28 protein-coding genes are annotated in these 26,647 nt (G+C 66.4%); 17 read left to right on the top strand and 11 right to left on the bottom strand.

Annotation, left to right across the window (positions count from 1 at the left end; genetic code table 11):
• Nucleotides 1-26 precede the first annotated feature (26 nt).
• The 3 genes from KKR91_RS08955 (at nt 27) to KKR91_RS08945 (ending at nt 5,836) form a co-directional block, all read left to right on the top strand.
• Nucleotides 27-2,882, top strand: coding sequence for a DEAD/DEAH box helicase (locus KKR91_RS08955; RefSeq protein WP_210228792.1), 2,856 nt, complete (start codon nt 27-29; stop codon nt 2,880-2,882).
• A gap of 112 nt (nt 2,883-2,994) precedes the next feature.
• Entirely contained in the window at nt 2,995-4,638 is a 1,644-nt protein-coding gene (locus tag KKR91_RS08950; protein ID WP_237687329.1) for an amidohydrolase, read from the top strand.
• Nucleotides 4,639-5,107: 469 nt separating this feature from the next.
• Nucleotides 5,108-5,836 carry a polyprenol monophosphomannose synthase gene (locus KKR91_RS08945; RefSeq protein WP_210228790.1) on the top strand — a complete coding sequence of 243 codons (729 nt, stop codon included), beginning with the start codon at nt 5,108-5,110 and terminating at the stop codon, nt 5,834-5,836.
• A gap of 69 nt (nt 5,837-5,905) precedes the next feature.
• On the opposite strand, the gene KKR91_RS08940 is transcribed toward KKR91_RS08945, so the two are convergent.
• From KKR91_RS08940 to KKR91_RS08925, 4 genes are all read right to left on the bottom strand, one after another.
• The gene (locus KKR91_RS08940) at nt 5,906-6,262 is read right to left on the bottom strand and encodes an RNA polymerase-binding protein RbpA (protein WP_210228788.1); all 357 of its coding nucleotides are present in this window, start codon (nt 6,260-6,262) and stop codon (nt 5,906-5,908) included.
• 210 nt (nt 6,263-6,472) lie between these two features.
• Nucleotides 6,473-7,468, bottom strand: a complete 996-nt coding sequence (locus KKR91_RS08935; RefSeq protein ID WP_210228785.1) for an SPFH domain-containing protein — start codon at nt 7,466-7,468, stop codon at nt 6,473-6,475.
• Between the two features lie 100 nt (nt 7,469-7,568).
• Nucleotides 7,569-8,081, bottom strand: coding sequence for an NfeD family protein (locus KKR91_RS08930; protein ID WP_210228783.1), 513 nt, complete (start codon nt 8,079-8,081; stop codon nt 7,569-7,571).
• Between the two features lie 179 nt (nt 8,082-8,260).
• A complete protein-coding gene (locus KKR91_RS08925) occupies nt 8,261-9,109 on the bottom strand; it encodes a methyltransferase domain-containing protein (RefSeq protein ID WP_210228780.1) in 849 nt (282 codons plus the stop codon).
• A 110-nt stretch (nt 9,110-9,219) separates the two neighbouring features.
• Here KKR91_RS08925 and KKR91_RS08920 point away from each other — a divergent pair, with 110 nt between their 5' ends.
• A complete protein-coding gene (locus KKR91_RS08920; protein WP_237688335.1) occupies nt 9,220-11,361 on the top strand; it encodes a S9 family peptidase in 2,142 nt (713 codons plus the stop codon).
• A gap of 10 nt (nt 11,362-11,371) precedes the next feature.
• Here the strand turns inward: KKR91_RS08920 and KKR91_RS08915 are convergent, their stop codons facing one another.
• Complete coding sequence (locus tag KKR91_RS08915) at nt 11,372-11,998, bottom strand: peptide deformylase (RefSeq protein WP_237687328.1); 627 nt, start codon at nt 11,996-11,998, stop codon at nt 11,372-11,374.
• Nucleotides 11,999-12,062: 64 nt separating this feature from the next.
• On the opposite strand from KKR91_RS08915, the gene KKR91_RS08910 reads away from it, so the two are divergent.
• Complete coding sequence (locus KKR91_RS08910) at nt 12,063-12,560, top strand: SOUL family heme-binding protein (RefSeq protein WP_210228776.1); 498 nt, start codon at nt 12,063-12,065, stop codon at nt 12,558-12,560.
• A gap of 90 nt (nt 12,561-12,650) precedes the next feature.
• Here KKR91_RS08910 and KKR91_RS08905 read toward each other — a convergent pair whose 3' ends face one another.
• Entirely contained in the window at nt 12,651-12,956 is a 306-nt protein-coding gene (locus KKR91_RS08905) for a DUF4193 domain-containing protein (protein WP_104054271.1), read from the bottom strand.
• 796 nt (nt 12,957-13,752) lie between these two features.
• Nucleotides 13,753-14,334 (bottom strand): dihydrofolate reductase family protein, encoded by a 582-nt coding sequence (locus KKR91_RS08900; RefSeq protein ID WP_210228774.1) that lies wholly within the window; start codon nt 14,332-14,334, stop codon nt 13,753-13,755.
• 164 nt (nt 14,335-14,498) lie between these two features.
• Here KKR91_RS08900 and KKR91_RS08895 point away from each other — a divergent pair, with 164 nt between their 5' ends.
• Both KKR91_RS08895 and KKR91_RS08890 read left to right on the top strand, forming a co-directional pair.
• Nucleotides 14,499-14,948 (top strand): YciI family protein, encoded by a 450-nt coding sequence (locus tag KKR91_RS08895; RefSeq protein ID WP_210228772.1) that lies wholly within the window; start codon nt 14,499-14,501, stop codon nt 14,946-14,948.
• Entirely contained in the window at nt 14,906-16,219 is a 1,314-nt protein-coding gene (locus KKR91_RS08890; protein WP_210228770.1) for an RNA polymerase sigma factor, read from the top strand. The genes KKR91_RS08895 and KKR91_RS08890 overlap by 43 nt, the downstream gene beginning before the upstream one ends.
• A gap of 43 nt (nt 16,220-16,262) precedes the next feature.
• Here KKR91_RS08890 and KKR91_RS08885 read toward each other — a convergent pair whose 3' ends face one another.
• Nucleotides 16,263-16,757 (bottom strand): DUF3995 domain-containing protein, encoded by a 495-nt coding sequence (locus KKR91_RS08885; RefSeq protein WP_237687327.1) that lies wholly within the window; start codon nt 16,755-16,757, stop codon nt 16,263-16,265.
• On the opposite strand from KKR91_RS08885, the gene KKR91_RS08880 reads away from it, so the two are divergent.
• Nucleotides 16,756-16,899: a hypothetical protein gene (locus tag KKR91_RS08880; protein WP_210228768.1), complete on the top strand. Its 144-nt coding sequence runs from the start codon at nt 16,756-16,758 to the stop codon at nt 16,897-16,899. The genes KKR91_RS08885 and KKR91_RS08880 overlap by 2 nt on opposite strands.
• Here KKR91_RS08880 and KKR91_RS08875 read toward each other — a convergent pair.
• Nucleotides 16,896-17,450 carry a cysteine hydrolase family protein gene (locus KKR91_RS08875; protein WP_210228766.1) on the bottom strand — a complete coding sequence of 185 codons (555 nt, stop codon included), beginning with the start codon at nt 17,448-17,450 and terminating at the stop codon, nt 16,896-16,898. The two genes, KKR91_RS08880 and KKR91_RS08875, sit on opposite strands and share 4 nt — an antisense overlap.
• Before the next feature lie 153 nt (nt 17,451-17,603).
• On the opposite strand from KKR91_RS08875, the gene KKR91_RS08870 reads away from it, so the two are divergent.
• From KKR91_RS08870 to KKR91_RS08850, 5 genes are all read left to right on the top strand, one after another.
• Complete coding sequence (locus tag KKR91_RS08870; RefSeq protein ID WP_210228764.1) at nt 17,604-17,972, top strand: GntR family transcriptional regulator; 369 nt, start codon at nt 17,604-17,606, stop codon at nt 17,970-17,972.
• Nucleotides 17,969-18,958 carry a hypothetical protein gene (locus tag KKR91_RS08865; protein WP_210228762.1) on the top strand — a complete coding sequence of 330 codons (990 nt, stop codon included), beginning with the start codon at nt 17,969-17,971 and terminating at the stop codon, nt 18,956-18,958. The genes KKR91_RS08870 and KKR91_RS08865 overlap by 4 nt, the downstream gene beginning before the upstream one ends.
• A gap of 112 nt (nt 18,959-19,070) precedes the next feature.
• The gene (locus KKR91_RS08860) at nt 19,071-20,027 is read left to right on the top strand and encodes a DUF3626 domain-containing protein (protein ID WP_237687326.1); all 957 of its coding nucleotides are present in this window, start codon (nt 19,071-19,073) and stop codon (nt 20,025-20,027) included.
• Between the two features lie 45 nt (nt 20,028-20,072).
• Nucleotides 20,073-21,221 carry a zinc-dependent alcohol dehydrogenase gene (locus KKR91_RS08855; RefSeq protein WP_210229729.1) on the top strand — a complete coding sequence of 383 codons (1,149 nt, stop codon included), beginning with the start codon at nt 20,073-20,075 and terminating at the stop codon, nt 21,219-21,221.
• 13 nt (nt 21,222-21,234) lie between these two features.
• Complete coding sequence (locus KKR91_RS08850) at nt 21,235-21,840, top strand: hypothetical protein (protein WP_210228760.1); 606 nt, start codon at nt 21,235-21,237, stop codon at nt 21,838-21,840.
• Here KKR91_RS08850 and KKR91_RS08845 read toward each other — a convergent pair.
• Together KKR91_RS08845 and KKR91_RS08840 are read right to left on the bottom strand one after the other, a co-directional pair.
• A complete protein-coding gene (locus KKR91_RS08845) occupies nt 21,837-22,391 on the bottom strand; it encodes a Clp protease N-terminal domain-containing protein (RefSeq protein ID WP_210228758.1) in 555 nt (184 codons plus the stop codon). The genes KKR91_RS08850 and KKR91_RS08845 overlap by 4 nt on opposite strands.
• Nucleotides 22,384-22,629 (bottom strand): hypothetical protein, encoded by a 246-nt coding sequence (locus KKR91_RS08840; RefSeq protein WP_210228756.1) that lies wholly within the window; start codon nt 22,627-22,629, stop codon nt 22,384-22,386. The genes KKR91_RS08845 and KKR91_RS08840 overlap by 8 nt, the downstream gene beginning before the upstream one ends.
• Before the next feature lie 86 nt (nt 22,630-22,715).
• Between KKR91_RS08840 and KKR91_RS08835 the strand changes: the two genes are divergently transcribed.
• From KKR91_RS08835 to KKR91_RS08820, 4 genes are read left to right on the top strand one after another with little or no spacing between them, the layout of a single operon-like run.
• The gene (locus KKR91_RS08835) at nt 22,716-23,450 is read left to right on the top strand and encodes an AAA family ATPase (protein WP_210228753.1); all 735 of its coding nucleotides are present in this window, start codon (nt 22,716-22,718) and stop codon (nt 23,448-23,450) included.
• Nucleotides 23,451-23,457: 7 nt separating this feature from the next.
• On the top strand, nt 23,458-24,423 hold the full coding sequence (locus KKR91_RS08830; RefSeq protein WP_237687325.1) for a DMT family transporter: 966 nt from the start codon (nt 23,458-23,460) through the stop codon (nt 24,421-24,423).
• Between the two features lie 53 nt (nt 24,424-24,476).
• Complete coding sequence (locus KKR91_RS08825; protein ID WP_210228752.1) at nt 24,477-25,502, top strand: phosphotransferase; 1,026 nt, start codon at nt 24,477-24,479, stop codon at nt 25,500-25,502.
• A 55-nt stretch (nt 25,503-25,557) separates the two neighbouring features.
• Nucleotides 25,558-26,637 (top strand): tartrate dehydrogenase, encoded by a 1,080-nt coding sequence (locus tag KKR91_RS08820; protein WP_210228749.1) that lies wholly within the window; start codon nt 25,558-25,560, stop codon nt 26,635-26,637.
• Nucleotides 26,638-26,647 lie beyond the last annotated feature (10 nt).

Below are 26,647 nucleotides of genomic sequence, written 5' to 3'. Positions count from 1 at the left end.
GGCCGCCCAGAGTCTAGGCTGGGAATATGACCTCCCCGTCGGAGCGGTACCTGGCCGCGAAAGAACGTGCCGAGCACTCCAAGACTTCCCTGGGAGTCTTTGAGCAGCAACTCGGTTTTGACCTTGACCCTTTCCAATCGGAGGCGTGCCGGGCCGTTGAAGCCGGCCGCGGCGTCCTTGTGGCCGCCCCGACCGGTGCCGGCAAAACGGTGGTAGGGGAGTTTGCCGTATACCGGGCACTGGAGCGCGGACTCAAGGCGTTCTACACCACCCCCATCAAGGCCCTCAGCAACCAGAAGTACCTGGAGCTCTCGGCGTCCTACGGCTCGGAGCGGGTGGGGCTGCTCACCGGGGACACCAGCATCAACCCTGAAGCAGACGTGGTGGTCATGACCACCGAAGTGCTGCGGAACATGCTCTACTCCAACTCCGCCACCCTGGATGACCTGGGCTATGTGGTGATGGACGAGGTGCACTATCTCGCAGACCGGTTCCGCGGGGCCGTGTGGGAGGAAGTCATCATCCACCTGCGCTCCGACGTCCAGTTGGTCTCGCTCAGCGCCACCGTCTCCAACGCCGAGGAATTCGGTGCCTGGCTGGACACAGTCCGCGGGGACACCGACGTCGTCGTCTCCGAGCACCGCCCGGTGCCGCTGTGGCAGCACGTCATGGTGGGCCGGGACATCATGGACCTGTTCGAATCGGATGTCTCCTTCGATGAGGCGGCCGGACCCGAACAGCAGGGCGGCGTGCAGGAACGCTACCGGGTGAATCCGGAGCTGCAGGAGCTGGCCCGCGCGGAATCCCGCATCAACCAGCGCGGCCATGGCGGGCACTGGGGTGGCTCCCGCGGGTCCTCCCACTCCAGCCGCCGTGACGGGTCGCGGCGCGGACACGCCGGACCGCCGATCAGCCGCATCCCCAAGGCCTCCCGTCCCGCCGTCATCGCCCAGCTGAACAAGCGCGGGCTGCTGCCGGCCATCACCTTCATTTTCTCCCGCAACGGCTGTGACGGCGCCGTGCGCCAGTGTGTCGAATCCGGGCTCTGGCTCACCAACGAATCCGAGCGCATGGCCATCGCCCGGATCGTCGACGAAGCCAGCCAGGACATCCCCGAGGATGACTTGGAGGTGCTGGGCTTCTGGACCTGGCGCGAAGGGCTGATCCGGGGCTTCGCTGCCCACCATGCCGGCATGCTGCCCACCTTCAAGGAAGTAGTGGAGCGGCTCTTCACCGCTGGCCTGGTCCGTGCCGTCTTCGCCACTGAAACGCTGGCGCTGGGCATCAACATGCCTGCCCGCACCGTGGTCCTGGAGAAGCTGGATAAGTTCAACGGTGAAGCCCACGTCGACATCACCGCGGGGGAGTACACCCAGCTCACCGGCCGCGCCGGCCGGCGCGGCATCGACGTCGAGGGCCACGCCGTCGTCCTCTGGCAGCCCGGCACCGATCCCGCTGCCGTCGCCGGCCTGGCGTCCCGGCGGACCTATCCGCTGAACTCCAGCTTCCGGCCCACCTACAACATGAGCATCAACCTCATGGCCCAGTTCGGGCGCGAACGTTCGCGTGAAATCCTCGAATCCTCCTTCGCCCAGTTCCAGGCCGACCGCTCCGTGGTGGGCCTCGCAAAGCAGGTGCGGTCGCGGGAGGAATCCCTGGCCGGATATGAAAAAGCGATGACCTGCCATCTGGGGGACTTCACCGAGTACTCGGCACTGCGGCGGGAACTCTCTGATCTGGAGGCACAGGCGTCCAAGACACATGCACGGGACCGCCGCTCCGCCATCGCGGCGTCGCTGGACGGGCTCGCCCCGGGCGACGTCATCCTGATCCCCGGCGGTCGGAACTCCGGGTACGCAGTGGTTCTGCCGGATGCCTCCCAGCCAGGACGCGATGCCCGGACCACCGTGCTGACCGAGGACAAGCAGATCCGCCGCATCACCGCTTCCGAGTTGGACGGGGCCGTGGAGAACGTCTCGCATATCCGGATCCCGAAGGCCTTCAACTCCCGCACGGCCAAGGACCGCCGCGATCTGGCATCCTCGGTCCGCAACGCCCTGCATGACCACAGGCCTCCGCGCCCCGCCGCCAAACGCCGCGCGGACCTGCACCAGGGTGGCGCCAACCGGCAGGAGCAGGCCATCACCGAGCTGCGCCGGAAACTGCGGGCCCACCCCTGCCACGGCTGCAGCGACCGGGAAAACCATGCCCGCTGGGCCGAGCGCTGGTGGAAACTGCGCCGGGAGACGGACAATCTCGCGGCGCAGATCCGCGGCCGCACCAACACGATCGCCAAGACCTTTGACCGGGTGTGCAATGTACTGGGCCACTACGGCTACGTGGCGCCGGACGAGAACGGGCGCGCCGTCGTTACCCCTGCGGGCCAGAAACTGCGGCGCATCTACGGTGAAAAGGACCTGCTGATTGCCCTGTCGCTGCAGCACGGGGCGTTTAACGACGTCGACGCCGCCGAGCTGGCCGCCCTTGCCACAGCGTTGGTCTACCAGGCCAAGCGGGAGGAGCGTGGCGTGCGTCCGCGCCTGCCCAGCGTTTCGCTTGAGGTGGCCACGGATGCCATCATCGTCCAGTGGTCCCGCCTCACCGATCTGGAGGACGCTGAGCGGCTGCCGCAGACCGGCGAACCGGATCTCGGTTTGGTCTGGCCAATGTACAAATGGGCCAAGGGCAAGCACCTGCAGCTGGCGCTGAACGGAACCGAACTGGCCGCCGGCGACTTTGTGCGCTGGACCAAGCAGGTTATCGACCTGCTGGACCAGCTCGCCAAGGTTCCGGACCTGCCGCCGGGCCTGCGCCGCCGCTGCATCGATGCGATCGCCCTGATCCGCCGCGGCGTCGTCGCGTACTCAGCCGTCAGCGAATAAGCACCGGATCCGTCCTCTCCCGACCCGCAGTTTGAGCACCAACTCCAGCCAAGCCGCCCCCGTCTGCCCGGGTGCGGAAATACATCCAGCCCTACCGAAAACAGGTGAGTCCTTGAACGCCACATCCCTTCCCGCTTCATCACAGCTGACGCTTTACCGCAACGGGTCCGTGTACAGCGCCGCGGACCCGTTTGCCACAGCGATGCTGGTGGACGGGGACACCGTGGCGTGGGTGGGCTCCGAACACGCCGCCACGTCCATCCAGGATGCCCGGATGAAGGTCGTGGACCTGCAGGGCGCCCTCATCACCCCCGGGTTCGTGGACTCGCACGCCCACATCACCGAGACCGGAGCCGCGCTGTCCTCCCTGGACCTCTCCAATGCCGGGTCGCTGGCCGAACTGCTGGAGCTCGTCGCCAAAGCCGCCGCCGGCAGTGAGGGGCTGATCGACGGGTATGGATGGGACGAGTCCTCGTGGCCCGAACGCAGGGTGCCGACTGCAGCGGAACTGGATGCCGCCTCCGGCTTCCGTCCCGTCTACCTTGCGCGGACGGATGTGCACTGCGCAGTGGTCTCCGGAACGCTTGCTGCCTCACTGGACCTGGCCGCGCACGAGGGCTGGGACAACGGCTTCGTGGTGCGGTCGGCGCACACCCTGGCACGCACCGCTTCCCGCTCCCTGGACCTGGCCCAGCGCTCCCGCTACCAGCAGGCAGCGCTGAAGCACGCCGCGGCGCAGGGCATCATCGCCGTAACGGAAATGGCTGCACCGCATATTGGCCCGGTCGAAGACCTGCGCGAGCTGATGGGCCTGGAAGGCAGCCTGGGGGCGGACCCGCTGCCGCAGGTGCTGCCGTACTGGGGCCAGCTGGCGCAGAGCGAAGCGGAGCTGGCCGAAATCACCGCGCCGTTCGAAGGCCGCCTGCTGGGACTGGCCGGTGACCTGAACATGGACGGCTCCATCGGTGCCCGGACAGCCGCCCTGCGCACCCCCTATGCAGACTCACCCGGTTCCACGGGAACGCTCTTCCTCACGGCGGAACAGGCCGGCCGGCACCTCGAGCTCACCACGCGGGCCGGGATCCAGGGCGGTTTCCACGTCATCGGTGATGCCGCTCTGGATACGGTGCTGGCCGGGCTCCGGATCGCCGCTGACGCCGTTGGTGAGGACCGCATCCGCGCCTCCCACCACCGCATGGAACATCTGGAACTGGCCGACGACGCCGCCATCGCCGAACTTGTCCGCTACGGGGCCGTGGCCAGTATGCAGTCCGGATTTGATACAGCATGGGGCGGCGAGGGCGGCTTGTACGAGCAGCGGCTGGGGGCGCGCAGCCGCTCCATGAACCGGTTCGCTTCCCTGCTGTCTGCCGGCGTCATGGTAGCCCTGGGTTCTGATGCTCCGGTTATTCCGACTGATCCGTGGTCGGCGGTCCGGGCAGCGGTCAACCACACGAACCCCGCAGAGCGGATTTCCGCACGTGCTGCATTCATTGGGCATACCCGTGCCGGCTGGCGTGCTGCAGGTTCCGGCAACTTCATGCTGGGGCAACTCGCACCGGGTGCCCCCGCTTCCTACGCAGTTTGGGAGGTCGAAGAACTGATGGTGCAGACTCCGGATGCCAAGGGTGCATCGTGGAGCACCGACCCCCGGGCCGGCACGCCTCTCCTTCCCGCGCTGGATACCGCGCACCAGCCGCGTTGCCTGCTGACCGTCCACAACGGGGCAGAACTCTACCGATCAGTAGGGTTCTAAACTACTGACCGGTAGTTTTCGCTTAACTACTGGGTCCGGCCACTGGCACAAAACGGGCGGTTGACCTGCGATCAGAGGCAATATCCCTAGTCAGCGGCGTATTGACACATCTGGAACAGCACGTAGGCTAGGGGAATCGCAGGCGGTCATCGGGAAACCGGGTCCGTCATGCGCCGGATAGATCAGTACGCCGCGCCCGACTGCACGCCAGTGCACGTCGGGACCACGTGCACAAGCAGGGCAGGTTCCCACGTCAGTAGAAAACAGCCCCGGCTCCGGCCGGGACTGGCCCGAAGGCGGAAGAACCTGCCCTGTTGTGCGTCCGCGGTACGCTCCATGGATGTGACCGGCACGGCAGGCATGCCTACCGGACGCGGTGAAGCTCTCCCATATACTGGGAAGTCTTGTCGGGGTAAGAACCCCACCGGCTGCCATCTTGCGCGGCCTATCCCCACCGAAAGGCTTTTGCGTGCGCGTCCTGACCATCATCCCGACTTACAACGAGATCGAGTCCCTGCCGAAAACGCTTCAGCGGCTGCGGGCGGCAGTTCCGGACTCGGACGTGCTGATCGCGGACGATAACAGCCCGGACGGCACCGGCGACTACGCAGACGGCATTGCCGCCGTCGACCCGCAGGTCCACGTGCTGCACCGCAAGGGCAAAGAAGGACTGGGTGCGGCCTACATCGCCGGCTTCCGCTGGGGCCTGGAACGGGACTACGACGTCCTGGTGGAAATGGATGCCGACGGCTCACACAAGCCGGAGCAGCTGCCGCTGCTGCTGGCAGCTGCCGAAGACGGCGCAGACCTGGTCATCGGATCCCGCTGGGTACCCGGCGGTTCAGTGGTCAACTGGCCGTTGCACCGCAAGATCCTCTCGCGTGGCGGCAGCACCTACTCCCGCCTGATGCTCGGTGTCAGGGTGCGGGACATTACCGCAGGCTACCGGGCATTCCGCCGGACCACGCTGGAAAAGCTGGATCTTGGCGCCGTCGAATCGGTTGGCTACGGCTTCCAGGTGGACATGACCTTCCGGGTAGCCCGGCTGGGCCTCCAGATCAGGGAAGTGCCGATCACCTTCGTCGAGCGGGAGTTCGGTGCCTCCAAGATGAGCGGCAACATCGTATTCGAGGCCATGGCCAACGTCACCAAGTGGGGCCTGGGTGCCCGCTGGAAAAAGTTGACCCGCCGGGGCTGAACAAGCAAAAAGGGAGGGTGGCTGCCTAATGGCAGCCACCCTCCCTTTTTTGCGACCTTGTGCGTCCGGCTACTTCTTGGAAGTGGTCGTGCGCTCTCCGCGGCGTTCCCGCAGGATATTCAGGCGATCCTGCAGGATCGTTTCCAGCTCCTCGATGCTGCGGCGTTCCAGCAGCATGTCCCAGTGCGTACGCACCGGCTTGTCATTGCTGGTGTCTGGCTTTTCGCCGTCGACCAGGAGGGCTTCCTTGCCGGTCTTGGAAACCCAGACCGGAGGAACGTCGGCCTCGGCGGCGAACGTGACAAACACGCGTTCGCCATCCTCGCAGCGGTATTCCACCCGCTGGCGGGGAGCCGGCTCAACACCGGATTCAGTCTCCATGCTCTGCGCGCCAAGGCGCATACCCCGCAGGCTGCGATCGCTCATCTTTTCTCCCTCTTCAAGTCTGTTGGACCCCGTAAGGGACCCGTCTGTCGTGCTGGTGGCCCACCGAAGTCAACGCCGGTTCCGCACCGAATGTTCCCGTGCGGGCGTCCGCGGGCAGGTCTTCAACGGGCTGGCCGAGGGACAGGCCCCGGCAAACAACCAATTATACCGGGCGCGGGCCGCTTGCGGTAACCGCGGCACCGCCGACTGCTAGCGGGGAGCCTCGGGGGAGTCGGCCAGGGTGGGGGAGTGCGCCGGGGAGGGCGCCGGTGAGGCTGCCTTGGCCGGTCCGTGGCCCATGCCGTTGCCGGTCGGGGCATCGGGTACAAAGTTGCCCAGCGCACTGCCGACGCCCTTGAGAGCTTCACCAAGTTCGCTGGGGATGATCCAGAGCTTGTTGGAGCTGCCCTCAGCCAGCTTCGGCAGCGTCTGCAGGTACTGGTAAGCCAGCAGGTTCTGGTCAGGGCGGCCCTTGTGAATGGCTTCGAAGACCTTGTGGATGGCCTGGGATTCGCCGTCGGCCCGCAGGATGGCTGCCTTGGCATCACCCTCGGCGGCCAGGATGGCTGCCTGCCGGTGTCCTTCGGCGTTCAGAATCTGGGCCTGCTTGGTTCCCTCGGCGGTGAGGATGGTGGCGCGGCGTTCGCGCTCGGCGCGCATCTGCTTCTCCATGGAATCCTGGATCGACAGGGGCGGCTCGATGGCCTTGAGCTCCACGCGGGAAACGCGGATGCCCCAGCGGCCGGTGGCGTCGTCGAGCACGCCGCGCAGCTGGCCATTGATCGCGTCACGCGAAGTCAGGGCCTCTTCGAGGTTCAGGCCGCCGACGACGTTGCGCAGGGTGGTAGTGGTCAGCTGTTCAACGGCGTGGATGTAGTTCGCGATCTCGTAGGTGGCAGCACGGGGATCAGTGACCTGGAAGTAGACGACCGTATCGATCGAGACCACGAGGCTGTCCTCGGTGATGACCTGCTGCGGCGGAAAGGACACCACCTGTTCGCGCAGATCCAGCAGCGGCAGCAGGCGGTCCACGAACGGGATCAGGATGGTCAGTCCGGGATTGAGCGTGCGCTGGTACTTACCCAGCCGCTCCACCACGCCGGCGCGTGCCTGCGGAATGATCTTGACCGATTTGACGAGGATGACCAGGACAAAAATTATGAGTACAGCAAGAATGACGATGAGGCCGGTGGTTCCGGGACCCATGTTCCCCCCTTTTTTGGGTTTCGGCCGGCCCGGGGGCCCGCCTTGTTGGTGGCGCCGGTCCGCGTCAGCGCAGCCGGACCCGATCAAATCTGTGGGCGCGTCAGCGCGCTCCGCTGCCGTGCTCGTCCGGCTTCGTGTCGTGCTGATGGGCTCCCGAAGGCGCGGGCACGACGACGGCGGTGGCGCCGTCGATTCGGGTCACCAGAACGGGTTCGCCCGCAATGAGGCTGGAACCGTCCGGTGTGCGTGCCGTCCAGACCTCTCCGCCGAGCTTGACGGTCCCCGCGGTGCCGGACACCGCTTCCAGCGTCAGGGCGGGCGCGCCGATGAGCCGGTCAATGTTGGACCGCTGATCCCGTGGACCGCGTTCGAGGTGCTTCAGTGCCACCGGTCGGACCAGGACGATCATCAGCAGCGCCACGATGCAGAACACCAGGACCTGCAGGAACAGCGGCGCGCCGAGGATGGCTGCAAGCATGGCTCCCAGCGCACCGACGGACAGCATGGCGAAGAAGAGATCCAGGGTCAGCGTTTCGATCGCGGCCAGGGCCAGGAAGAGCACGAGCCATACGGCCCAGCCATAGTCCAGCAGCCATTGGTATACGTCTTGCATGTCGATCCCTTCGGCACCGCCCCCAAGCCGGGACGGAGGTCGGATGATGCGGCGGTGGTGCCTATTCTGCCCGAAACCGGCCCGCTTTGTCCGGATCGTGCCCTTAGTGTCTATAACGTTTGGGTGCCGCTTGCAGTGTCCGGGCTCACCGGAGCGTCCCGGCCCAGGAGGCCAAAGGCCTAGGCGGCCCGGAACAACTGCAGCGCGAATGAGGCGGTAACTGCCACCGGGCCCGGCAGTTCCGCCAGGCGTCCGCGCAACGCGTCGCGGTCCAGGTGCCGGGCCGAGGGTCCCATCAGCGCGGCGTTGCTGATGTCCGCAGCACGCAGGTGCATCAGGTATTCACAGTGGACGGTCTGTTCCGGATCGAAACGGCCCTCGAGGGACCCTGCCACCCGGCTCTCTTTCTCGTCGCCGATATCCAGCATGCCGGCAAGGCCGCGGATTTCCTGCAGATGGGCAGGCTGCGGCGTCACTACGGCCAGGATGCCTCCGGGACGCAGCACCCGGCGGAACTCCGCCGCGTTGCGCGGGGCGAAGACGTTCAGGACGGCGTCCACCGAGGCATCCGCCAGGGGCAGCGTCCGCCACACATCCCAGACCAAGCAGTGGGCATGGGGCAGCGCCCGGGCGGCGCGGCGCAGTGCGAACTTGGAGATGTCCAGGGCCACCGCCTCTGCGGCCGGGAGCGCCCGGTTGACGACGTCGAGGTAGTACCCCGTGCCCGCGCCGGCATCCAGGATCGTGGGTGCCGATGGAACGGAGCCGGCGACCAGGCGTGCCAGCTCGTTCGCCATGGGCTGGTAGTGGCCAGCGGAGAGGAAGTCGACGCGGGCCTGCACCATCTCCGCCGTGTCAGCCTGGAACTTGGTGCCGGAGCCGGTCAGCAGGTTGAAATACCCCTGCTTGGCGGCGTCGTACCGGTGCCCCTGCGGGCAGGAAAGGGCTGGAACCGAGCCAGGGCCGGCGGCAAGGAGCTCCCCGCGGCAGAGTGGACAGAGCAGCAGGGGAGAGGCAGCGGGGGGCATCCTTCCATCTTAGGTGTGCCGCTGCCGGGTCCCTTAATCCCCGCAGTAGTAGGCTCGGCCGGGTGAAACCACGTGATCTTGATCTCCTGAACTCCGTCTCAGTTCCTACTATGCATCCGGACGGCACCCGGTGTGTCGTGTCAGTGACCCGGCCCGATTTCGCCGCTGACGCCTACGTTGGGCAGCTCTGGTCCGTGCCCCTGGATGGCGCCGGCAAGCCGCGGCGGATTACCCTCGGATTTGCCGACAGCCAGCCGCAATTCTCACCTGACGGCACGGTGCTGGGTTTCCTCCGGAGGCGGCCGGGTTCCCCGCCGCAGCTGTATGCGGTTTCTGCTGCCGGCGGCGAGCCCGTCCAACTTACCGAGCAGAAGCTGGGCGTCGGATGGTTCGGTTTTTCCCCGGATTCCGCGCAGGTCCTGTTCACCGCCCGCGTCCCGCAGCAGGGCCGCTATGGCACCGTCGACGGCGTCGGTCCAGGCGCCGAGGACCCACGGCTGATCAGCAGCTACCAGTACCGCGCCAACGGTGCCGGTTACACGGCCGACAAGCGGGTACAGGTGTTCCTGCTGGAGCTTCCGGCACTGGACGCCGAGCCGTGGATCGAGCCGGCGGGCCGCGCCAGGGACGCAGCAGGGAAGAGCAAGGCTGCATCGCCGGATGACGATGACCCTGCTGCCGGAAGGTTCCCGCAGGCCCGCCAGCTGACGGACGCAGACGCCGATCATCAGACCCCGGTGTTCACCCCCGACGGCCGGCGGATCCTGTTCACTGCCGCCTTGCACCCGGAGGCGGACAACAATCTGGTCTCCGATGTCTATCTGCTGGAGCCGGCGGCTGTATCCAATTCAAGTGCTGTATCGACTGCAAGCGCTGTACCCGATTCAAGCGCTGGGTCGGATTCAAGCGCTGCGAAACCCGCAACACCGGTCCGCCTGACCAACCGGGGCAGCGGTCCGCTGCTCGGTGCTTCCAGCCCAACCCCCAGCGCCGACGGCAAGTGGCTGTACTTCCTGGGCCACGAGCTCTCAGCCTCGGGCATCGACTTCGTCGCGCGGAACACGGCGCTCTATGTGCTGCCGATGGACGCTGCCGACAACCCCGGACCGGCCGGAGTGCCGCGGCGGCTGACCGACCCGGAGGACACCGACCTCACTGAACCCGGGATTGTTGCCGCCGGAGGCTCCCGGGTGCTGGTCTTCAACCGCACCAGGGGCGCCGTTGAGCTGCTGGAGCTCGACGCCGAGGGGTCCCGCAAGGTCCTGCTGGACGGACCGCGCGTGGTGAGCGGGGCAGCGGAGGCGGCAGGCGCCGTCGTCGTCAGCTTTGCCGACCCGCAGACCATGGGGGACGTTGCGGTGTTGGAGCCCGCGGGCCTGCGGACGCTGACCGACTTCTCCACCCCGCTGCGGGCCGGGACACGGGTCGCTGTCCCCGTCGAAGCGACGTACGCCTCAGCCGATGGATATCCGGTACACGGATGGATGTTCCTGCCCGAGGGCCCGGGGCCGCATCCGGTCCTGCTGAACATCCACGGCGGTCCGTTCTCACAGTTCGACTGGGGCTACTTCGACGAAGCGCAGGCCTATGCCGCTGCCGGCTACGCCGTCCTGCAGTGCAACCCGCGGGGTTCCGCCGGTTACGGGCAGGAGCATGGCGCAGTAATCAGGGAAGCCATGGGGACCAAGGACCTCGACGATGTGCTGGCGTTCCTGGACGGCGCCCTGGCCGCGCATCCGGAGCTGGATCGGGAGCGGCTCGGCGTGATGGGCGGTTCCTATGGCGGCTACCTGAGCGCCTGGGCCATTGCCAACGACCACCGGTTCACTGCTGCGATTGTGGAGCGCGGGTTCCTGGATCCGCTGTCCTTTATCGGCTCCTCGGATATTGGCTGGTTCTTCAGCGCCGCGTATACCGGTACTGATCCCCAGCATGTCCTGGCGCAGAGTCCGATGGCGCGGGTGGGCGAGGTCCGGACGCCGGCCCTCGTCATTCATTCCGAGGAGGACCTGCGCTGCCCGCTGGAACAGGCCCAGCGCTACTACACCGCCCTGAAGCACCATGGCGTCCCCACCGAAATGCTGCTGTTCCCGGGGGAGAACCACGAACTCTCCCGGGCCGGCACGCCCTGGCACCGTATGCAGCGCTTTGAGCACATCCTGCGCTGGTGGGGCCGGTGGCTGCCGACGCCGCTCAACCCGGCTGTGGGGGTGGCTGCGGAGAGCACATTGGAAAGCGCCGGCGCCGTTTAGCGGCTGCTGGTCAGAACCCCAGCGCCTGCCGGGCCTCGTCCACCGTGGGCGAGGCCCAGCGGCGCAGGTATTCGGCGTTGCTGCACAGCGAACGGGTCAGCACTTTGTCGACGTACACCACGCCGTTCAAATGGTCGGTTTCATGTTGGGCGATCCGTGCCTGCCAGCCCTCGAAGGTGCGGCTGCGGCTGATGCCCTCGGCATCGGTGTACTGCAGATTCACGGCCCGGTGCCGGGGGACTACGCCCTGGTAGCCGCTGAAGGACAGGCACCCTTCAAAAAACGTGGCGGTGTCCGTCCCGACGGGGGTGTAGTGGGGATTAATGGCGGTCAAGAAAGGCAGCGGACGGCGTTCCCGGACGTCGGTGAGGTCCGGATCGGCTTCGAAGCTGTCCTCCAGCACCGCTATGCTCAGCGGAATGCCCAACTGCGGCGCGGCGAGCCCGACGCCGGGCGCCGCGTGCATGACACGGCGCATCAGCGTTATAAAAACGTGGAGTTCCGTGTAGCTCAGCTGCCCGTCGAAGGGGATCGCAGCCCGGCGGAGAGCTGGATGTCCCAGCTGGACAATCGGCGGCAGATCGGCGTCCAGCAGGGGAAGGACCAGATCGCGGATATAGGAGGTTTCTGTTGGCACGGCCCCATCCTAGTTGCCTGACCCTGTTTCCACGCCCTGGCCAGGCAGGTACGCTCTGGCCACCATGACAGAGCAACAGCGGTATGAGGTGCTGCAGGAGTACTCCGGCTTTGAGCTGCGCCGGTATCCGGCCCATCTGGCGGCCCAAGTCACTGTCAACGCCGATTTCGAACAGGGCGGCGGCAGTGCCTTCAGCCAATTGTTCGGCTATCTGCGCAGTGGACAGATTTCCATGACTGCTCCGGTCCTTGTGCAATCGGGGGATCCGGAGGGCTGCGTGACGGTGGCGTTCATTCTGCCGCGGTCCTTGCCCGCCAGCGATGTTCCAGTGCCGGCGGACCCGGCCGTGTCTGTTGTTGAGATTCCCGAGGGCAGGGGAGCGGCGGCGGGATTCTCCGGCCGCTGGACCTCGCGGAACTTTTTGAACCAGGACGCGGAACTGGAGAATGCAGTGCGCGGAGCCGGTCTTGTGCCGCTGGGCCCCACACGGTTCGCCTTATTTGATCCGCCCTACAAGCCTGCGTTCCTGCGCAGGAATGAAGTGATCCGGCCGGTGAAATGAAGCGGGTTTTGCGGTGGAACGAGGAAGTGACCGGTTTGGGTGCCACGGCCATGCCGTTGACACCCAAGCCGGACGCAGCGTGGTGCGGTTTTAGCCTTCGCAGTCCACGCAGTACTTGTCGCCGTTCTTTTCCTTGGCGATCTGTGAGCGGTGGCGCACGAGGAAGCAGGACATGCAGGTGAACTCGTCAGCCTGGGCCGGAACTACCTTGATCAGCAGCTCTTCGCCGGACAGGTCGGCGCCCGGAAGTTCGAAACCGTCGATGGCATCCGTTTCGTCAGCGACGTCCCGAACAGCCGTCATAGCGCCGCCGCGCTGCTGGGCTTTCAGCCCTTCAAGGGAGTCGCTGGGGCGGTCTTCTTCCTTGACGCGGGGAGCATCGTAATCAGTAGCCATGTGAAGTGCTTATCTCCTGAAATGTGGGGGGTTGAGCGTAGAGCATATAGGCAGAGGGGGGTATTTCTCCAACTGGAGGGCGCACCGGCATATCATAGGGCCTGTTTTGCTGTTCCGGAAGTGATCCGTGTCCCTTTTTGTAACAGATTCGGGGGTTGAAGCAGCTGGCGGCTGCCGTTTCGGAAACGAAAGCGGAAGGCCCGGGAGAGCGGCTATCGGCGGCGCAGGTTGGAAGCTGGGAGCGATGGTCGGGATGACGCTGCAACAGTTATGTCAATCGTCGCCAGCCGGCACAGCGGCACAGTTCGGCACGTTATGACAAGCGCCTGGCGGCGATGCCGGGCGCCCGAGGGGGACGGCGTTATGTCAACAAGCAGACTCTAGACGGAAACCCTCCCGGACAGGCTCCGGGGGACGTTATGTCAACTCATTTTGACGGCCACCGGAAGCGGGGCCGAGGTTGATTGTGCAGACCAGGTCGCGCAGTCAGGGGCACGCGATGCCCGGAGAGCCAGCCCAAGGGTTCTGCGCCAGAATTCCCGCTGGCCGGCAGCTTCGCTGCTGGGGGCAGAAAAGCAGCAAAAAACGGGGGATTGCGCACCCGAGGGCATGAGGGGGAGAAAGCAGGAACAACCCCTTCCGGTGGCCACACTTATAACGCCGATAATCTACATTATGTAAAGTAACGTTGAGGAGGGCATCCCCCGGATGACCTGTCCCCGGGTTCTGCCGTCTCGTTCCGCCGTTTGGTTAGGATCTAGTGCCGGTCCAGAAAGTAACGCACGTGCAGTGTGATCTAGTGCCGGTCCAGAAAGTAACGCACGTGCAGTGTGGAGCTCCAGTGCTCGCTGCCCGCCAGCTGCAACTGCGCCTGCGGTGGCCCGGCGAAGAGCCGCAGTCCGTCGCCCAGGGCCACCGGGGCAATGAACAGGTCCAGCTCATCGAGTTCTCCGGCGGCTAGCAGTGCATGAACGACGCTCAGGGAACCCCAGACCAGCAGGTCGCCGCCGCTGCTTCGGCGGTTCCGGACGTAGCTGACAGGGTCGGAAGCTACGGTGGCGTCGTCGAACGGGTCCCATGGCGCCCGGGTAAGGCTGTGTGAAAAGACGGTCTTGGGAATCGTATTCACGCCCCGGGCGACCGCATCGTCTGCCGTCGGCCAGTACTGAACGAACAACTCGTACGTCACCCGCCCCAGCAGTACCTCAGCCACTCCGGCCAGCAGCCCCTGGTTCCACTGCTGGCTGGCAGCATCAGCAAGAGGTTCGACGGCGGCGAACAGGTCGGCTTCCCCGCCGGGCCCGGACGCGAAGCCGTCCAGTGATACCCATTCCTGTGCAATGACGCGGGTGCGGAAATCCTTCGGCTGGTCCCTCATGCCCGTTATTGTGCCGTCCACGTTCTGCCGATGCACAGGGCCACTCCCCCACGATCAGCACCGCTTTCCAAAAAGTTTCCCTGCTGCGTCGATATCCCTGCATGCCGTTCGACGGCATAGTAGAAGGCACACACCGCGACTTCCTGATGGAGAAGGAGCTAGCCGTGAAGTACATGCTCATCATGCGTTCCACTGACACAGCCAACGAAGCCTACAAGGATGTGCCCTTCGAGGAGGTCATCAACCGAATGGGCGCCTACAACGAGTCGCTGATCAATGCCGGGGTCATGCTCGCGGGAGAAGGCTTGGCCGATGTGGCGCAGGACACGGACAATACCTTCGTCGTGGATTTCTCCGAGGACCCGCCGCTGGTCACCGACGGCCCCTATGGCGAGACCCATGAACTCTTCAACGGCTTCTGGATCCTGCAGGTTTCATCGAAGGACGAAGCTGCCGAATGGGCCAGGCGCTGCCCACTGGGCCCCGGATCGAAGCTTGAGGTCCGCCGGGTGACCGAAGCCGAGGATTTCGCCGCATTCGCCGACAACGAGTACATCCAAAAGGAAGAAGGATGGCGAGAAGAAGAGGCGAAGCTGCGCGCGAAAAACGCGTAGCCGCCGGGCTGGAAGCCTTCGTGGACCCGACGGACGCCCTGCGGGCAGCGGCAGTCCCCCGTCGTATCGAGGCGCTGTGGCGGATTGAAGGACCCCGGATTGTCGCTGCCCTGGCACGGGTCACCGGTGACATTGGCTTCGCTGAGGATATGGCGCAGGAAGCCGTTGCGGACGCGCTCGTGCAGTGGCCCGCCGACGGCGTGCCGCGGAAGCCGGCCGCCTGGCTCACTGCGGTTGCCAAACGCAAGGCCATTGACGCCTGGCGGCGGGCCGAACGGTTGGACGTGCGGTACCGCCAGCTTGCGCGGGAGGCGCCGGCCGACGTCGTCGTGGACTGGGACCCGGTGCCCGATGACGTCCTGCGGCTGGTCTTCACGGCCTGCCATCCGGTGCTCGCCCGGGAAGCGCAGATCGCGTTGACGCTTCGGGTGGTGGGCGGATTGTCGACCGGGGAAATTGCCAGGCTGTTCGTGGTCCCCGTGGCTACGGTGCAGCAGCGCATTGTCCGGGCCAAGAAGACCCTGGCGGCGGCGAAGGTGCCCTTTGAAGTGCCCGAGCCAACGGAATGGGGTCCACGGTTGGCTGGTGTCCTCCGCGTGATCTACCTGATGTTCACCGAAGGGTATGCGGCCACATCGGGCGACCAGTGGATCAGGCCCGATGTGGCCGCCGAAGCGCTGCGGCTGGGCCGGGTCCTGGAACGGCTCGTGCCCCGGGAACCGGAGGCGCATGCGCTCGTGGCGTTGATGGAATTCCAGGCCTCCCGCTTTGCCGCCCGCACCCACGCTGACGGCACACCGATCCTGTTGGCGGACCAGGACCGGAGCCGGTGGGACCGGGGCCAGATTGAACGTGGACGCGAAGCGCTGGCACGCGCCGATGCGTTCGGCCGCGGACGGGGCAGCTATGGACTGCAGGCAGCTATCGCCCAATGCCACTCCGTGGCTCCCCACGTGGATGACACGGACTGGCCACAGATTGTGCTGCTGTATGACGCCCTCAGCCGGCTGGCACCGAGCCCGGTTGTGGAATTGAACCGGGCTGTGGCCGTATCGATGGCTACCGGCCCGGCAACAGCCCTGGCGATAACCGACCACCTCGTGGCGCAGGGATTGCTGCGGGGATCCTATCTGCTGCCAAGCGTTCGCGGCGGGCTTCTGGCGCGTCTGGGGCGTTCGGCCGAGGCCCGTGCCGAGTTTGCCGCGGCTGCGGCGCTTGCGGGGAACACCAGGGAACGGGAGTTGCTGTTGCGCCGGGCTGCCGCGGTTTGAGGGCCGGCCGCCTCTCCCGGCGCCTTCACCGCCCGGGGGTACTTCAGCGCCCGGCGGGGCGCGACAAATACAGCGCCAGGCACAGGGCGGCTCCCCAGATGAAGAACAACGGGTCCCAGAGCCACGCATGGCCGATCATCGCCGCCTTGTCGTAGCCGCCGGCCGGTCGGATGATCCCGGCCAGGACGGCGTTGCTGACGAGTATGTTCAGGCCGCCGTAGAGCAAGAGGGCGATACCGCCGAACCAGCACAGGGTGCGCCATGCGCGGGGACGGGGCAACCGTCCGTAGATGACCACAACGGGAAGTACTGCGGCCAGCAGCTTTGCTCCGGCCACGATCAACAGGGTCGGACGGACTGCAGCCGGATCCTCCGCGGCCCGGGCGACCGCCCACTGGCCTACCGTGGCCAACAACCACTGACCACCCAGGGCCCAGTATGTACTGAATGCAGCGTGCACCGTCCCGGCCGCGAAGGCCGCCCAGGCCAGGGTCCGGCTTGCCTGCGTCCGGCTGGCCTGGGCCCGCTGAGGCATCATGCTGTGCAGTGTAGTGACGCAGGCAGTGACCCTCGAGCATGTGCTCCGGATCGGCGAGCGCCGATCGAAGGAACCGCTGGTGCAGGTCCGGCATCCGCGAGCGCTGCCGGCGGAGGGCTGGCTGGATGGAGAGCTGCGCTAAACGGTGAACCCGATCTCTCCGCTGGCCGCCACGGCGGCCGTTCGACCCGGAGCCGTTTCAAACTGCCAGTACAGATTCGTGTGCGTTATGACCTCAGTGGGAGACGGAGCTCCCCACGAACTGTTGTCGTCCGTCGTATGGGCATCGCCAACCAGCGTGACGTCATACCCCCGGGTAAATGCACCATGAATGGTTGACCTGATGCACGCATCGGTCTGGGCTCCGGCAACCACCAGCCGCCCGACACCAGCCTTTCCCAGCACATGCTCAAGGTCCGTTCCCTCGAACGAATCACCGAAGGACTTGTGGACAAGGGGCTCGGAATCCTGACGGGACAGCTCCGGCACATATTCCCAGTCGTCGCTTCCCAGCTCCAGCTCGTCGTCGTGGTGCTGGATCCAGACGAGAGGGACGCCCTCTCCCCTGGCCCGTTCCACCAGAAGAGCGATGTTGGCGATGACTCCCTCCCTGTTGTGAGCCTCGCGGACCACTCCCTTTTGCATGTCGATCACCAGCAGTGCGGTGTTTGGCCGGTTGATCAGTGTTGTCACGATGCCTCCTCGTCAGTGCCGGCTGCCGGAGCTATCCGGGGCCGGCCCTGCCGGCTTACTGGAGCATACGGGCTGACACGGGAAGCTGCCACGCTTTCAGGTGGTGGATGAGTGGCTATTGTTCTATTGCGTCTAGAACAATAGGATCGGGTCATGCTCATCCGCCTCGCACCCCATTCCTCCTCTGCCCTGCACGAGCAGGTTGCCAGGGCGCTGCGCACCGCGATCGTCAACGGCGATGTGCGCAACGGTGAGCGCCTTCCCTCAGCGCGGACACTCGCCGAATCCCTGGGGATCAACTTCCACACCGTGCTGCGCGCTTATCAGGACCTCCGTGATGAGGGCCTTATCGAGCTGCGCCGGGGGCGGGGCGCCGTCGTCACGGGACTGCCCGAACCCGCACGCGATGCAGCTGCGGAGATTCTCGACGAGGCGGCAGCCCGGCTGGGGGCCCTCGGGGTCGCACCCGAAGTCATCCTGTCGATGCTGCGCCAACGCCTGCAACCCGAAGGGACCCCGTGACCAGTAACCCCATGACCGACGTCGGCCATTCCTCCCCCGGCGGGGCGCGGCTGTGGTGGGGAGCCGTCATTCCGACAGCCGGGATCATCCTGGGTGCCGCCGTCGTCCTGCTCGGCTGGTACCCCCTGTTGCCCGAACTGTTGGCGAACCAGTGGAAAGACGGTGCCGTCAGCACGGTGCGCCCGTTCCTGGCAACGGTGGCGCCGATCCTGGCATCTGCCGTTGCGGCGCTGTTCTGCCTGCTGATCCTGCACTGGACCGGGAAGCTGGACGGATGGGGCCGACGCCTGAGTATTGCGGCGCTGACCGCCCTGCCCGCCTTCCTGGCCGGAACCACGCTGCTGCTGGCCGGAACCCAACGCGGCCTGCCTGATCCCTACCTGGCGCCCGATCCCATGTGGAACGCAGCCTGGCTGGCCGGCGTCGCCCTGGCCTGGGGCGTGGTGGCCTGCCTCCTTGCCGGAGGCGCGCCGCTGACCGCGGCGGATAGGGATGCGAGCGCCCCGGAGCTCCTGCCCCTGGCAGACGGCGAGCGCGCACTGTGGATGCGGACGGAAACCGGATGGGTGTTCCTGGTGGCGGGAGTTGGTGGCGGCTTGGTGATGGTCCTGTCCGGGCTGCTGACGCCCTTCTGGATCCTGTCACTGCTCGGCGCCGTGCTGATCGTCCTTGGCCTGCCACTGAGCCGCTGGATCGTCACCGTCTCCTCGGCGGGGGTGGACGTCCGCAGCGTGGCTGGACTGGTGCGGCTGGAAACGCCCGTACATCCCGACGCCGTTGCCCGGGCGGACAACATAGCCGGACCGCTGGAGGTCCTGGGCTGGGGGCTGCGGATCGGGGCCAAGGGTTCGAAGGGGCTGATCCTGCGCAACGGTGAAGTGTTGGCGGTCAACCGCCCCGGGGCAAGGAGCTTCACCGTCTCCGTGAAGGACGCGGCCACCGGCGCTGCGCTGTTCAACGCCGAGGTGCAGCGGCAGTCTGGCTGAGCCGTATTCGAATACCTGTTCTAATGGCCGCAATTCCCCTGCCTGAGAGCCGTTCCACGTGCTCGTGCCGGCACAACGGGACCGGTAGGGTGTGCGGCATGGAATCGGTACAGTGCCTGGGCAGCTGACGCAGGAGCCGGCGCTCTGGCGGCAGGCGGTGGACTACGTCAGGGCACAGGTGCAGGGGCCCCCGCTTGTCGGAACCCTGGATATCACGGTGCACTTCCATCCGGACGCCCCGGTCCGCGGCCGCCCGCTGCTCGAGCATCTGGCTGGCGACGGGCTGTACCGGTCACAGTTCGAGACCGGCACCGGCAACGGCGGCCTGACCGCATGGGAGGGCGGCGACCGCTGGCGCTGGGAGCAGCGCATGTTCGGCGGGGTGTACGACGGCGCCGCGCCGGATCAGCGGCCCAAGTACGGTTCGCTGAACTACCGGCGCCGGGATGTGGGCGGATCGGTGCGTTTTGGTTCTGCGCACTTCCGGCTGAAGCGTTCCGAATACCCCCGGGTGACCTTCTGCTATCCGGACAGCAGTACCGAGCCGGAACACTTCGGGACCGCAGATTCCATGCCCCTGGTACCGATGGCGCTCGAGGATGCACCGCGTCGCGGCCTGGATGTCCTTGATGACCACATAGAAGCCCACATCCACGGACCATTGCGGATCGGCCGCCACATCGAGGCACTGGTGCTTGACCCCTCCTACCGCGGAACCGCCGTAGAGGCCGCAGCCAATGCGCTGCCGTGCCCGCTCGAATGGCATTCCGGCTTCCGGCTGCGGCAGGAGGAGCTTGAGCGCCACCCGGACTACCGGGGCCGGCACGTTGTCGCCGCCGGGCGGAGCATGGCCCGGGGCGGCTGGCTTGACCCCCGGATTCTGGGCGAGGCTGTCCGGGAACAGCGCTTTGACCGGCAGACCCTGAAGCAGGTGTGGCACTGTGTGGCCCGGTTCGGGCATGACTGGGACACGTGCGGCTCCCCCGACGGGTTCAGCGCAGCCAGACCGGAGGGCCGTGAAGGTGCCCGGCCCACCCTTGACGGCCGGGACCCCACAGAGGCAGGGTAAGAAATTCTTCAGCATGCTGCCTAAAACGTGCCTAAGGGGAACCTGATGCGGTCAATGGTGTACCGCGGACCGTACAAGGTCCGGGTTGAGGAAAAAGACATCCCGAAGATTGAACATCCGAACGACGCCATCGTCCGGGTGACTTCAGCCGCCATTTGCGGATCGGACCTCCACCTGTACCACGGCATGATGCCCGATACCCGGGTGGGAACGACGTTCGGGCACGAATTTGTGGGCGTGGTCCACGAAGTGGGGCCCTCGGTGGAGAACCTCGCCGTGGGAGACCGGGTCATGGTTCCCTTCAACATCTACTGCGGCTCCTGCTATTTCTGCAGCCGAGGGCTGTACTCCAACTGCCACAACGTCAACCCGAATGCCACTGCCGTGGGCGGCATCTACGGCTACTCGCACACCTGTGGCGGGTACGACGGCGGCCAGGCCGAATTCGTCCGCGTCCCCTTCGCTGACGTGGGCCCGAGCCTGATTCCGGACTGGATGGACGAAGAGGACGCCGTCCTGCTCACGGACGCCCTGGCCACGGGCTATTTCGGCGCCCAACTGGGCGGCATCCGCGAAGGTGACACCGTCGTCGTCTTCGGTTCCGGACCGGTAGGCCTGTTCGCCGCCCAGTCGTCCTGGCTCATGGGCGCGGGGAGGGTGATCGTCGTCGACCATCTGGACTACCGGCTGGAGAAGGCCCGGACGTTTGCGCACGCCGAGACCTACAACTTTGCCGAGTACGAAGACATTGTGGTCGAAATGAAAAAGACCACCGACTATCTCGGCGCGGACGTGGCGATCGATGCGGCGGGGGCTGAAGCAAGCGGCAGCTTTCTCCAAAACGTGAGCGCTTCCCAGTTGAAGCTCCAGGGCGGGTCGCCGGTCGCGCTGAACTGGGCCATCGACTCGGTCCGGAAGGCAGGCACCGTCTCCGTCGTCGGGGCGTACGGGCCCATCTTCAGCGCGGTGAAGTTCGGCGATGCCCTGAACAAGGGACTGACGCTCCGGATGAACCAGTGTCCGGTGAAGCGGCAGTGGCCGCGGCTGTTTGAACACATCCGCAATGGCTACCTCAAGCCGAGCGACATCATTACGCACCGCATTCCACTGGAACACGTCGCCGAGGGTTATCACATGTTCTCGGCCAAGCTCGATAACTGCATCAAGCCGCTGGTTATCCCCAGCGCGTCCTGAAAGGCGCCGAACCATGTCACCCACTGCGAGCGCTCCCTCACCGAACACCCCGTATGTGGCCGGCGGACCGCAGCGCAAGGCCTCCGCCGAGGAACTGCGGGCCCGCATCCCCGGCTGGGGCGCAGACCTGGATCCTGCCGACCGGCCCTCGGTGCCGAAGGAACGGACCGACCTCAGCACCGGGGCACACTGGGTCTTTCCGGAGCAGCAACAGGAAAAGCAGCCGCGGGAACGGTCCATCGAGCATGCCTTCCTTACCCCGGTTTTTGGCACCTCTGTGCCGCTGAAGGGGATATCGGGTGCGATGCGCCGGTATGCGTACAGGTGCAGCGAGGCGCGGGCAGCCCACTGGCTCATCCTGATTGCCGCAGATCGGGTCGACGCCGGGGGAAGCCACCTGCGGTCCTTCCTGACACTGCATCCTGATGATCCCATTACGGAGACGGGGGTCCTCGGCGAATTCAGGCGCCACGGGATTTCCTCCCGGTTCGGCAGGAACCGGGCAGATTTGAAAGAGCAGGCGCTGGTGCCCGTCTTTGCCGCCGGGCCGTGGGCTGTCCTGGCCGGTGTCGGCGGCTATGCGGCCTTCCGTGCAGTCCGTCGGGCAGTCAGGGGCTAGGCAGCATTTCCCCGTTCCCGGAGCACTGCTGCGCGAACCTGTGCCGCGTCAGCCCCCAGCGAGGCGAGCGTGCGCGCCGCCAGGCCGGATTCCTCGGCCATCAGTCCGAGCAGGATGTGCTCGGCGCCAATTGTCTTATCGTTCAACGCTATTGCCTGGCGCAGCGCTTGTTCCAGCGCCCCCTTGGCTGAAGAGGTGAAAGGAATGTGGCCGGCGCTGCGGCGGCCCGGGAACCGGGAACGCCTGCGGGGCGTCCGGTCCAGGGCTCCGGGGCCAAAGCTCGCTTCCACGCGCTCGCGGATGGCGTCCAGATCCACGCCGATGGCTTCCAGTGCCTGGGCGTCAGCGGAGCCGAGCCCCCGTGTGCGCTGTTCCACCGTGTCTCGCTCGATGCCGAGTTGGTGCAGGGCCAGGGTGGCGGGATTGTCGCGGCCGGCCAGGATGCCGAGCAGCAGGTGCTCTGCCGTGATTTCCCTGGCCCCGAGGGCCCTGGCCTGTTCCTGTGCGCCGATGACCACGTCACGGGCACCCGGCGTAAACCTTTCAAACATCGCTGCCTCCTCTGCTTGGGGACGGGTCCAGCCGTCCCGCATGTTTTTTGTGCACCGCCTGCTTTGACACTCCGATGACGGCGGCAATCTCCGCCCAGGACCAGCCCAGCCGCCTGGCGTTCTCCACCTGGAGGTCCTCGAGCTGTTCGACGAGGCGCCGCAGGGCTGCCACCGCGCGCAGTCCCACAGCCGGGTCGCGGCTGGTGCCGTCATTGATCAATTCATCCTGTGTAGCCATAGCGTCAACGTAAGCTGACGCAACGGAAGCCGTCAACCCTTGTTGCCAAGAAAAAAAATATTCCGCCCGGGTGTCAGAATAAGGCCATGCCAGGAACCCGAGGTTTAGACGATCAGCGGCTGATCCGCGAAATCCGTCCCCGCCAGGGAGCAGATATTCCAACGGGCCGTTGGCCTGCCTCCATCCCTGCGGTCGCAGCCGTCCTCGCGGACGGTCTGGAACTCCCGGCCGGCGTCACCTTCCTGGTCGGCGAGAACGGCAGCGGCAAATCCACCCTGGTGGAAGCAGCCGCGGCTGCGTACGGCCTGGGACCGGAGGGCGGCACGGTGCATTCCGCCCACACCACCCACGGCACCGAGTCCCCGCTCAGTGACTGGATCACGCTCGTGCGCCAACCCGGCGCGCCGAAATGGGGGTTCTTTCTTCGTGCGGAAACCATGCACGGCTACTACACGTTCCAGGACCAGCTCCAGGGCGGCCAGGACTTTCACACCATGAGCCATGGAGAGTCCTTTCTCGCCGTCGCGGAAACCTACCTGAACACCCGGGGCTTCTACTGCCTGGACGAGCCCGAAGCAGCACTGTCCTTCGGCTCCACCCTGGCCATGATCGGAGTCCTGGATGACCTCGCTGCCAACGGCTCCCAGATCCTCTGCGCCACGCACTCCCCTGTGCTGGCATCATTGCCCGGCGCCACCATTTACGAGACGGGTGAGCATGGGATAGCCCGCCGTGAATGGGACGAGCTGGACCTGGTGACCAACTGGCGGTCCTATTTGAACGAGCCGGGCCGCTACCTGCGCCACATCCTGGATCGATGAGCGCTCCGTGACACCGCCGCCGGCGAGTCGTACGGCCGTCCCGGAAAGCCGCCGGGCGGCGCTGGGCACGCTTCTGGTGCTGGCGGCAGCAGTGCTGTGGGGCACCACGGGGACGGCTGCGACCTTTGCGCCGGGTGTCGGCCCGCTTGCCATCGGGGCTGCGGCGATGGGAATCGGCGGGCTGCTCCAGGCGCTGACCGCGGCGCCGCTGCTGGGTGCGGCCCGGCGCCAACTGGCGTCCAGCCGGTGGACGGTGGGACTGGGCGGGGCTGCGGTGGCGGCGTATCCACTGGCCTTCTACTCCTCCATGCATCTGGCCGGCGTGGCCGTAGGCACCGTGGTCAGTATCGGTTCGGCTCCCCTGGCCTCGGCAGCGATCGAGCGCGTGGCGGACGGCCGGCGGCTGAGCTCCCGATGGATGGCAGGGGCAGGCGTGGCGCTGGCAGGGACGGTGCTGCTGTGCGTGGCCGAAGCCGCAGCAGCGGGCGACGACGGCGGCCGCCAGCCGGGCGCCGTCGCCGCCGGGGTGCTGCTCGGGCTGGTGGCCGGGGTTACATACGCACTCTATTCGTGGACCGCGCACCGCCTGATGCAGCGCGGTATTCCGGCGCGGGCGGCAATGGGGGCCACCTTTGGCGTGGGCGGAGCGGCGCTGATGCCGGTGCTGGTGCTCACCGGGGCTCCGCTGCTGGAGTCCTCAACCAATGCCGCCGTCGGGCTCTATATGGCGCTGGTGCCGATGTTCGCCGGTTACCTGTTCTTTGGCTGGGGGCTGGCACGGGTGCTGCCGAGCACTGCCACCACACTCTCGCTGGTGGAGCCAGTGGTGGCGGCGGTGCTGGCCGGCCTGATCCTCGGCGAGCGCCTGCCGGTTGCGGGCTGGATCGGTGCCGGGCTGGTTTTGGCCGGGCTGCTGGTCCTGACACTTCCGTCACCGCACAGGCCGGGCAGGCGTGGACAGCGGCACGGGTAAGAAACCATGCCTGCCTGCCTGCATCCTCCGTCCGCGGGCCCTAGGCTGTCCTGATGCTGGAAAACAACGCCCTGGAGGAACGCGCCGTTCCGGATTACCGCATGCCCGTGGATTACCGCACTACTGCGCTGCGCCGCACCTGGGCCGAGCTGCCCGCTCTCCTGCAGGACCGGCTCACCGTGCATGCGGGCGGGAGGATCGTGTCGGTCCAGCTGGCCGGCGGCGGGTTCACTCCGGGCTTCGCAGCCGTGCTCGAAGGTGACACAGGAACCCGGATATTTGCCAAGGCGGCGCCGGCGTCGGAAGCCTTCATCTATCCGCAGTATCAGCGGGAGGCCCAGGTGGTACCGCTGATGCCTGCGGGCATGCCCATGCCCGGACTGCTGGCTGCCGAGGAAGTGGCTGTGCCCGGCGACAGCTGGGAACTGCTGGTCTACGAAGCAGTGGATGGAACAATGCCCGGCCACCCCTGGACGGAGACAGACCTGCAGGCTGTGGAGGCCTCCTGCGTCGAAGCGGTATCCCGGATGCAGGGCTTCCCCCGCCAGGACTCCGGCGCTCCCATTGCCCAAGACCTGGCCGGGGTCCCGTCGCAGTTCCGTGCAGTGGCTGAGGGTGGGTCTGCCCCCTGGTTCCTGCCGGCTCTGACCCGCGCCGAGGCGGCTGCGTTCCAGCAGTCGCTGGACCTGTGCCCCGAGGCCTTGGCCGGTGACACCGTGCTGCACGGTGACCTGCGGCCGGACAACATCCTGCTGCAGGCCGGCCGGGCCCTCTTCTGCGACTGGAACTTCCTGGGGACCGGGGCACAGTGGATCGACTGGGTTTCGGTGCTGCCCTATGCCAGTGCAGGCGGGCTCGACGCCGACGCGTGGCTGCGCCGCTCGGAGCTCACCCGGGATGTCCCGGCCCCGGACATTGATGCCTTCCTGGCGGGGCTGCTCAACTACATGATCCACTGGGGCAGCCAGCCGGAGGTTTCCTCCAGCCCGCAGCTGCGCGCCCACGGGCGGCACACCGCGCGGCTGGTCTATGACTGGGCCGCCAGCCGCCGGGAGGCTGCACACCGCCCGGGCGTGTAGTCACCTTCTACCTGTCTGCTTTGACATCGAGGGCTGCTTACCGTGGGATTGCACCATGACCCAGACCTATCGCATTGCACTCATTCCCGGCGACGGCATCGGCCACGAGGTCCTGCCTCCCGCCCGGGCCGTGCTCGACGCCGTCGCTCCCCGGCACGGCATCAACCTGACCTACGACGAGTTCGACTGGTCGTGCCGCCGCTACCTGGAGACCGGCGCAATGATGCCCGCCGACGGACTGGACCAGATCCGCGGGCATGACTCGATCCTGTTGGGTGCGGTGGGGTGGCCCGGTGTGCCGGACCACGTCAGCCTGTGGGGGCTGCTTATTCCGATCCGGCGCGAGTTCCGGCAATACGTGAACCTGCGCCCCATCCGCGTCCTCAAGGGCGTGCCGAGTCCGCTGCGTACCGAACTGACGGACCCCGGCGTCGATTTCGTGGTGGTCCGGGAGAACAACGAGGGTGAGTATTCCGAGATCGGGGGCCGCTTGAACCGCGGACTGCCCTCGGAGATGGCCATCCAGGAATCGGTGTTCACCCGTCAGGGTGTCACCCGGATCCTGGACTATGCCTTCGATCTGGCCGGACAGCGGCGTGGAGTCCTGACCTCGGCCACGAAGTCCAACGGCATCATCCACACCATGCCGTTCTGGGATGAACTGGTGGAGGAACGTGCCGCGGACTATCCCAATGTGCAGTGGACCTCCGAACACATCGACGCGCTCGCCGCCAAAGTGGTCCTTAACCCGTCACGCTTTGACGTGATCGTCGGCTCCAACCTGTTCGGGGACATCCTCAGCGACCTGGCGGCCGCCATCGCCGGCAGCATCGGCATCGCCCCCTCGGCGAACCTGAACCCGGAACGGGAGTACCCCTCGATGTTCGAGCCGGTGCATGGATCCGCCCCGGATATCTTCGGCCAGGGGGTGGCCAACCCGCTGGGGGCCATCTGGTCGGCGTCCATGATGCTGGACCACCTGGGCCACCCCGAAGCCGGCGCAGAGGTCCTGGAGGCAGCCTTCGGGGTGCTGGCCGACTCCCCGGTGCGGACCCGGGACCTGGGCGGGACCGCCGGTACCGAGGAATTCACCCGGGAGATCCTGGCCCGGATCGGATCACGCGGCGCGGCATAGGCCGGCCCTG

The organism is Arthrobacter jiangjiafuii, from assembly GCF_018622995.1.
Lineage (GTDB): Bacteria > Actinomycetota > Actinomycetes > Actinomycetales > Micrococcaceae > Arthrobacter_B > Arthrobacter_B jiangjiafuii.
Note: the sequence above shows the minus strand (reverse complement) of the source record. Positions and strands in the feature narration are given on the sequence as shown.

Coding starts and splice junctions, on each gene's coding strand:
- KKR91_RS08890 (WP_210228770.1), top strand. CDS start 14,906: ATGGCGAGAAGAAGAGGCGAAGCTGCGCGCGAAAAACGCGTAGCCGCC.
- KKR91_RS08885 (WP_237687327.1), bottom strand. CDS start 16,757: ATGATGCCTCAGCGGGCCCAGGCCAGCCGGACGCAGGCAAGCCGGACC.
- KKR91_RS08825 (WP_210228752.1), top strand. CDS start 24,477: ATGCTGGAAAACAACGCCCTGGAGGAACGCGCCGTTCCGGATTACCGC.
- KKR91_RS08905 (WP_104054271.1), bottom strand. CDS start 12,956: ATGGCTACTGATTACGATGCTCCCCGCGTCAAGGAAGAAGACCGCCCC.
- KKR91_RS08855 (WP_210229729.1), top strand. CDS start 20,073: ATGCGGTCAATGGTGTACCGCGGACCGTACAAGGTCCGGGTTGAGGAA.
- KKR91_RS08910 (WP_210228776.1), top strand. CDS start 12,063: ATGACAGAGCAACAGCGGTATGAGGTGCTGCAGGAGTACTCCGGCTTT.
- KKR91_RS08900 (WP_210228774.1), bottom strand. CDS start 14,334: ATGAGGGACCAGCCGAAGGATTTCCGCACCCGCGTCATTGCACAGGAA.
- KKR91_RS08930 (WP_210228783.1), bottom strand. CDS start 8,081: ATGCAAGACGTATACCAATGGCTGCTGGACTATGGCTGGGCCGTATGG.
- KKR91_RS08955 (WP_210228792.1), top strand. CDS start 27: ATGACCTCCCCGTCGGAGCGGTACCTGGCCGCGAAAGAACGTGCCGAG.
- KKR91_RS08835 (WP_210228753.1), top strand. CDS start 22,716: ATGCCAGGAACCCGAGGTTTAGACGATCAGCGGCTGATCCGCGAAATC.
- KKR91_RS08820 (WP_210228749.1), top strand. CDS start 25,558: ATGACCCAGACCTATCGCATTGCACTCATTCCCGGCGACGGCATCGGC.
- KKR91_RS08840 (WP_210228756.1), bottom strand. CDS start 22,629: ATGGCTACACAGGATGAATTGATCAATGACGGCACCAGCCGCGACCCG.
- KKR91_RS08920 (WP_237688335.1), top strand. CDS start 9,220: ATGCATCCGGACGGCACCCGGTGTGTCGTGTCAGTGACCCGGCCCGAT.
- KKR91_RS08850 (WP_210228760.1), top strand. CDS start 21,235: ATGTCACCCACTGCGAGCGCTCCCTCACCGAACACCCCGTATGTGGCC.
- KKR91_RS08935 (WP_210228785.1), bottom strand. CDS start 7,468: ATGGGTCCCGGAACCACCGGCCTCATCGTCATTCTTGCTGTACTCATA.
- KKR91_RS08880 (WP_210228768.1), top strand. CDS start 16,756: ATGCTGTGCAGTGTAGTGACGCAGGCAGTGACCCTCGAGCATGTGCTC.
- KKR91_RS08870 (WP_210228764.1), top strand. CDS start 17,604: ATGCTCATCCGCCTCGCACCCCATTCCTCCTCTGCCCTGCACGAGCAG.
- KKR91_RS08940 (WP_210228788.1), bottom strand. CDS start 6,262: ATGAGCGATCGCAGCCTGCGGGGTATGCGCCTTGGCGCGCAGAGCATG.
- KKR91_RS08845 (WP_210228758.1), bottom strand. CDS start 22,391: ATGTTTGAAAGGTTTACGCCGGGTGCCCGTGACGTGGTCATCGGCGCA.
- KKR91_RS08925 (WP_210228780.1), bottom strand. CDS start 9,109: ATGCCCCCCGCTGCCTCTCCCCTGCTGCTCTGTCCACTCTGCCGCGGG.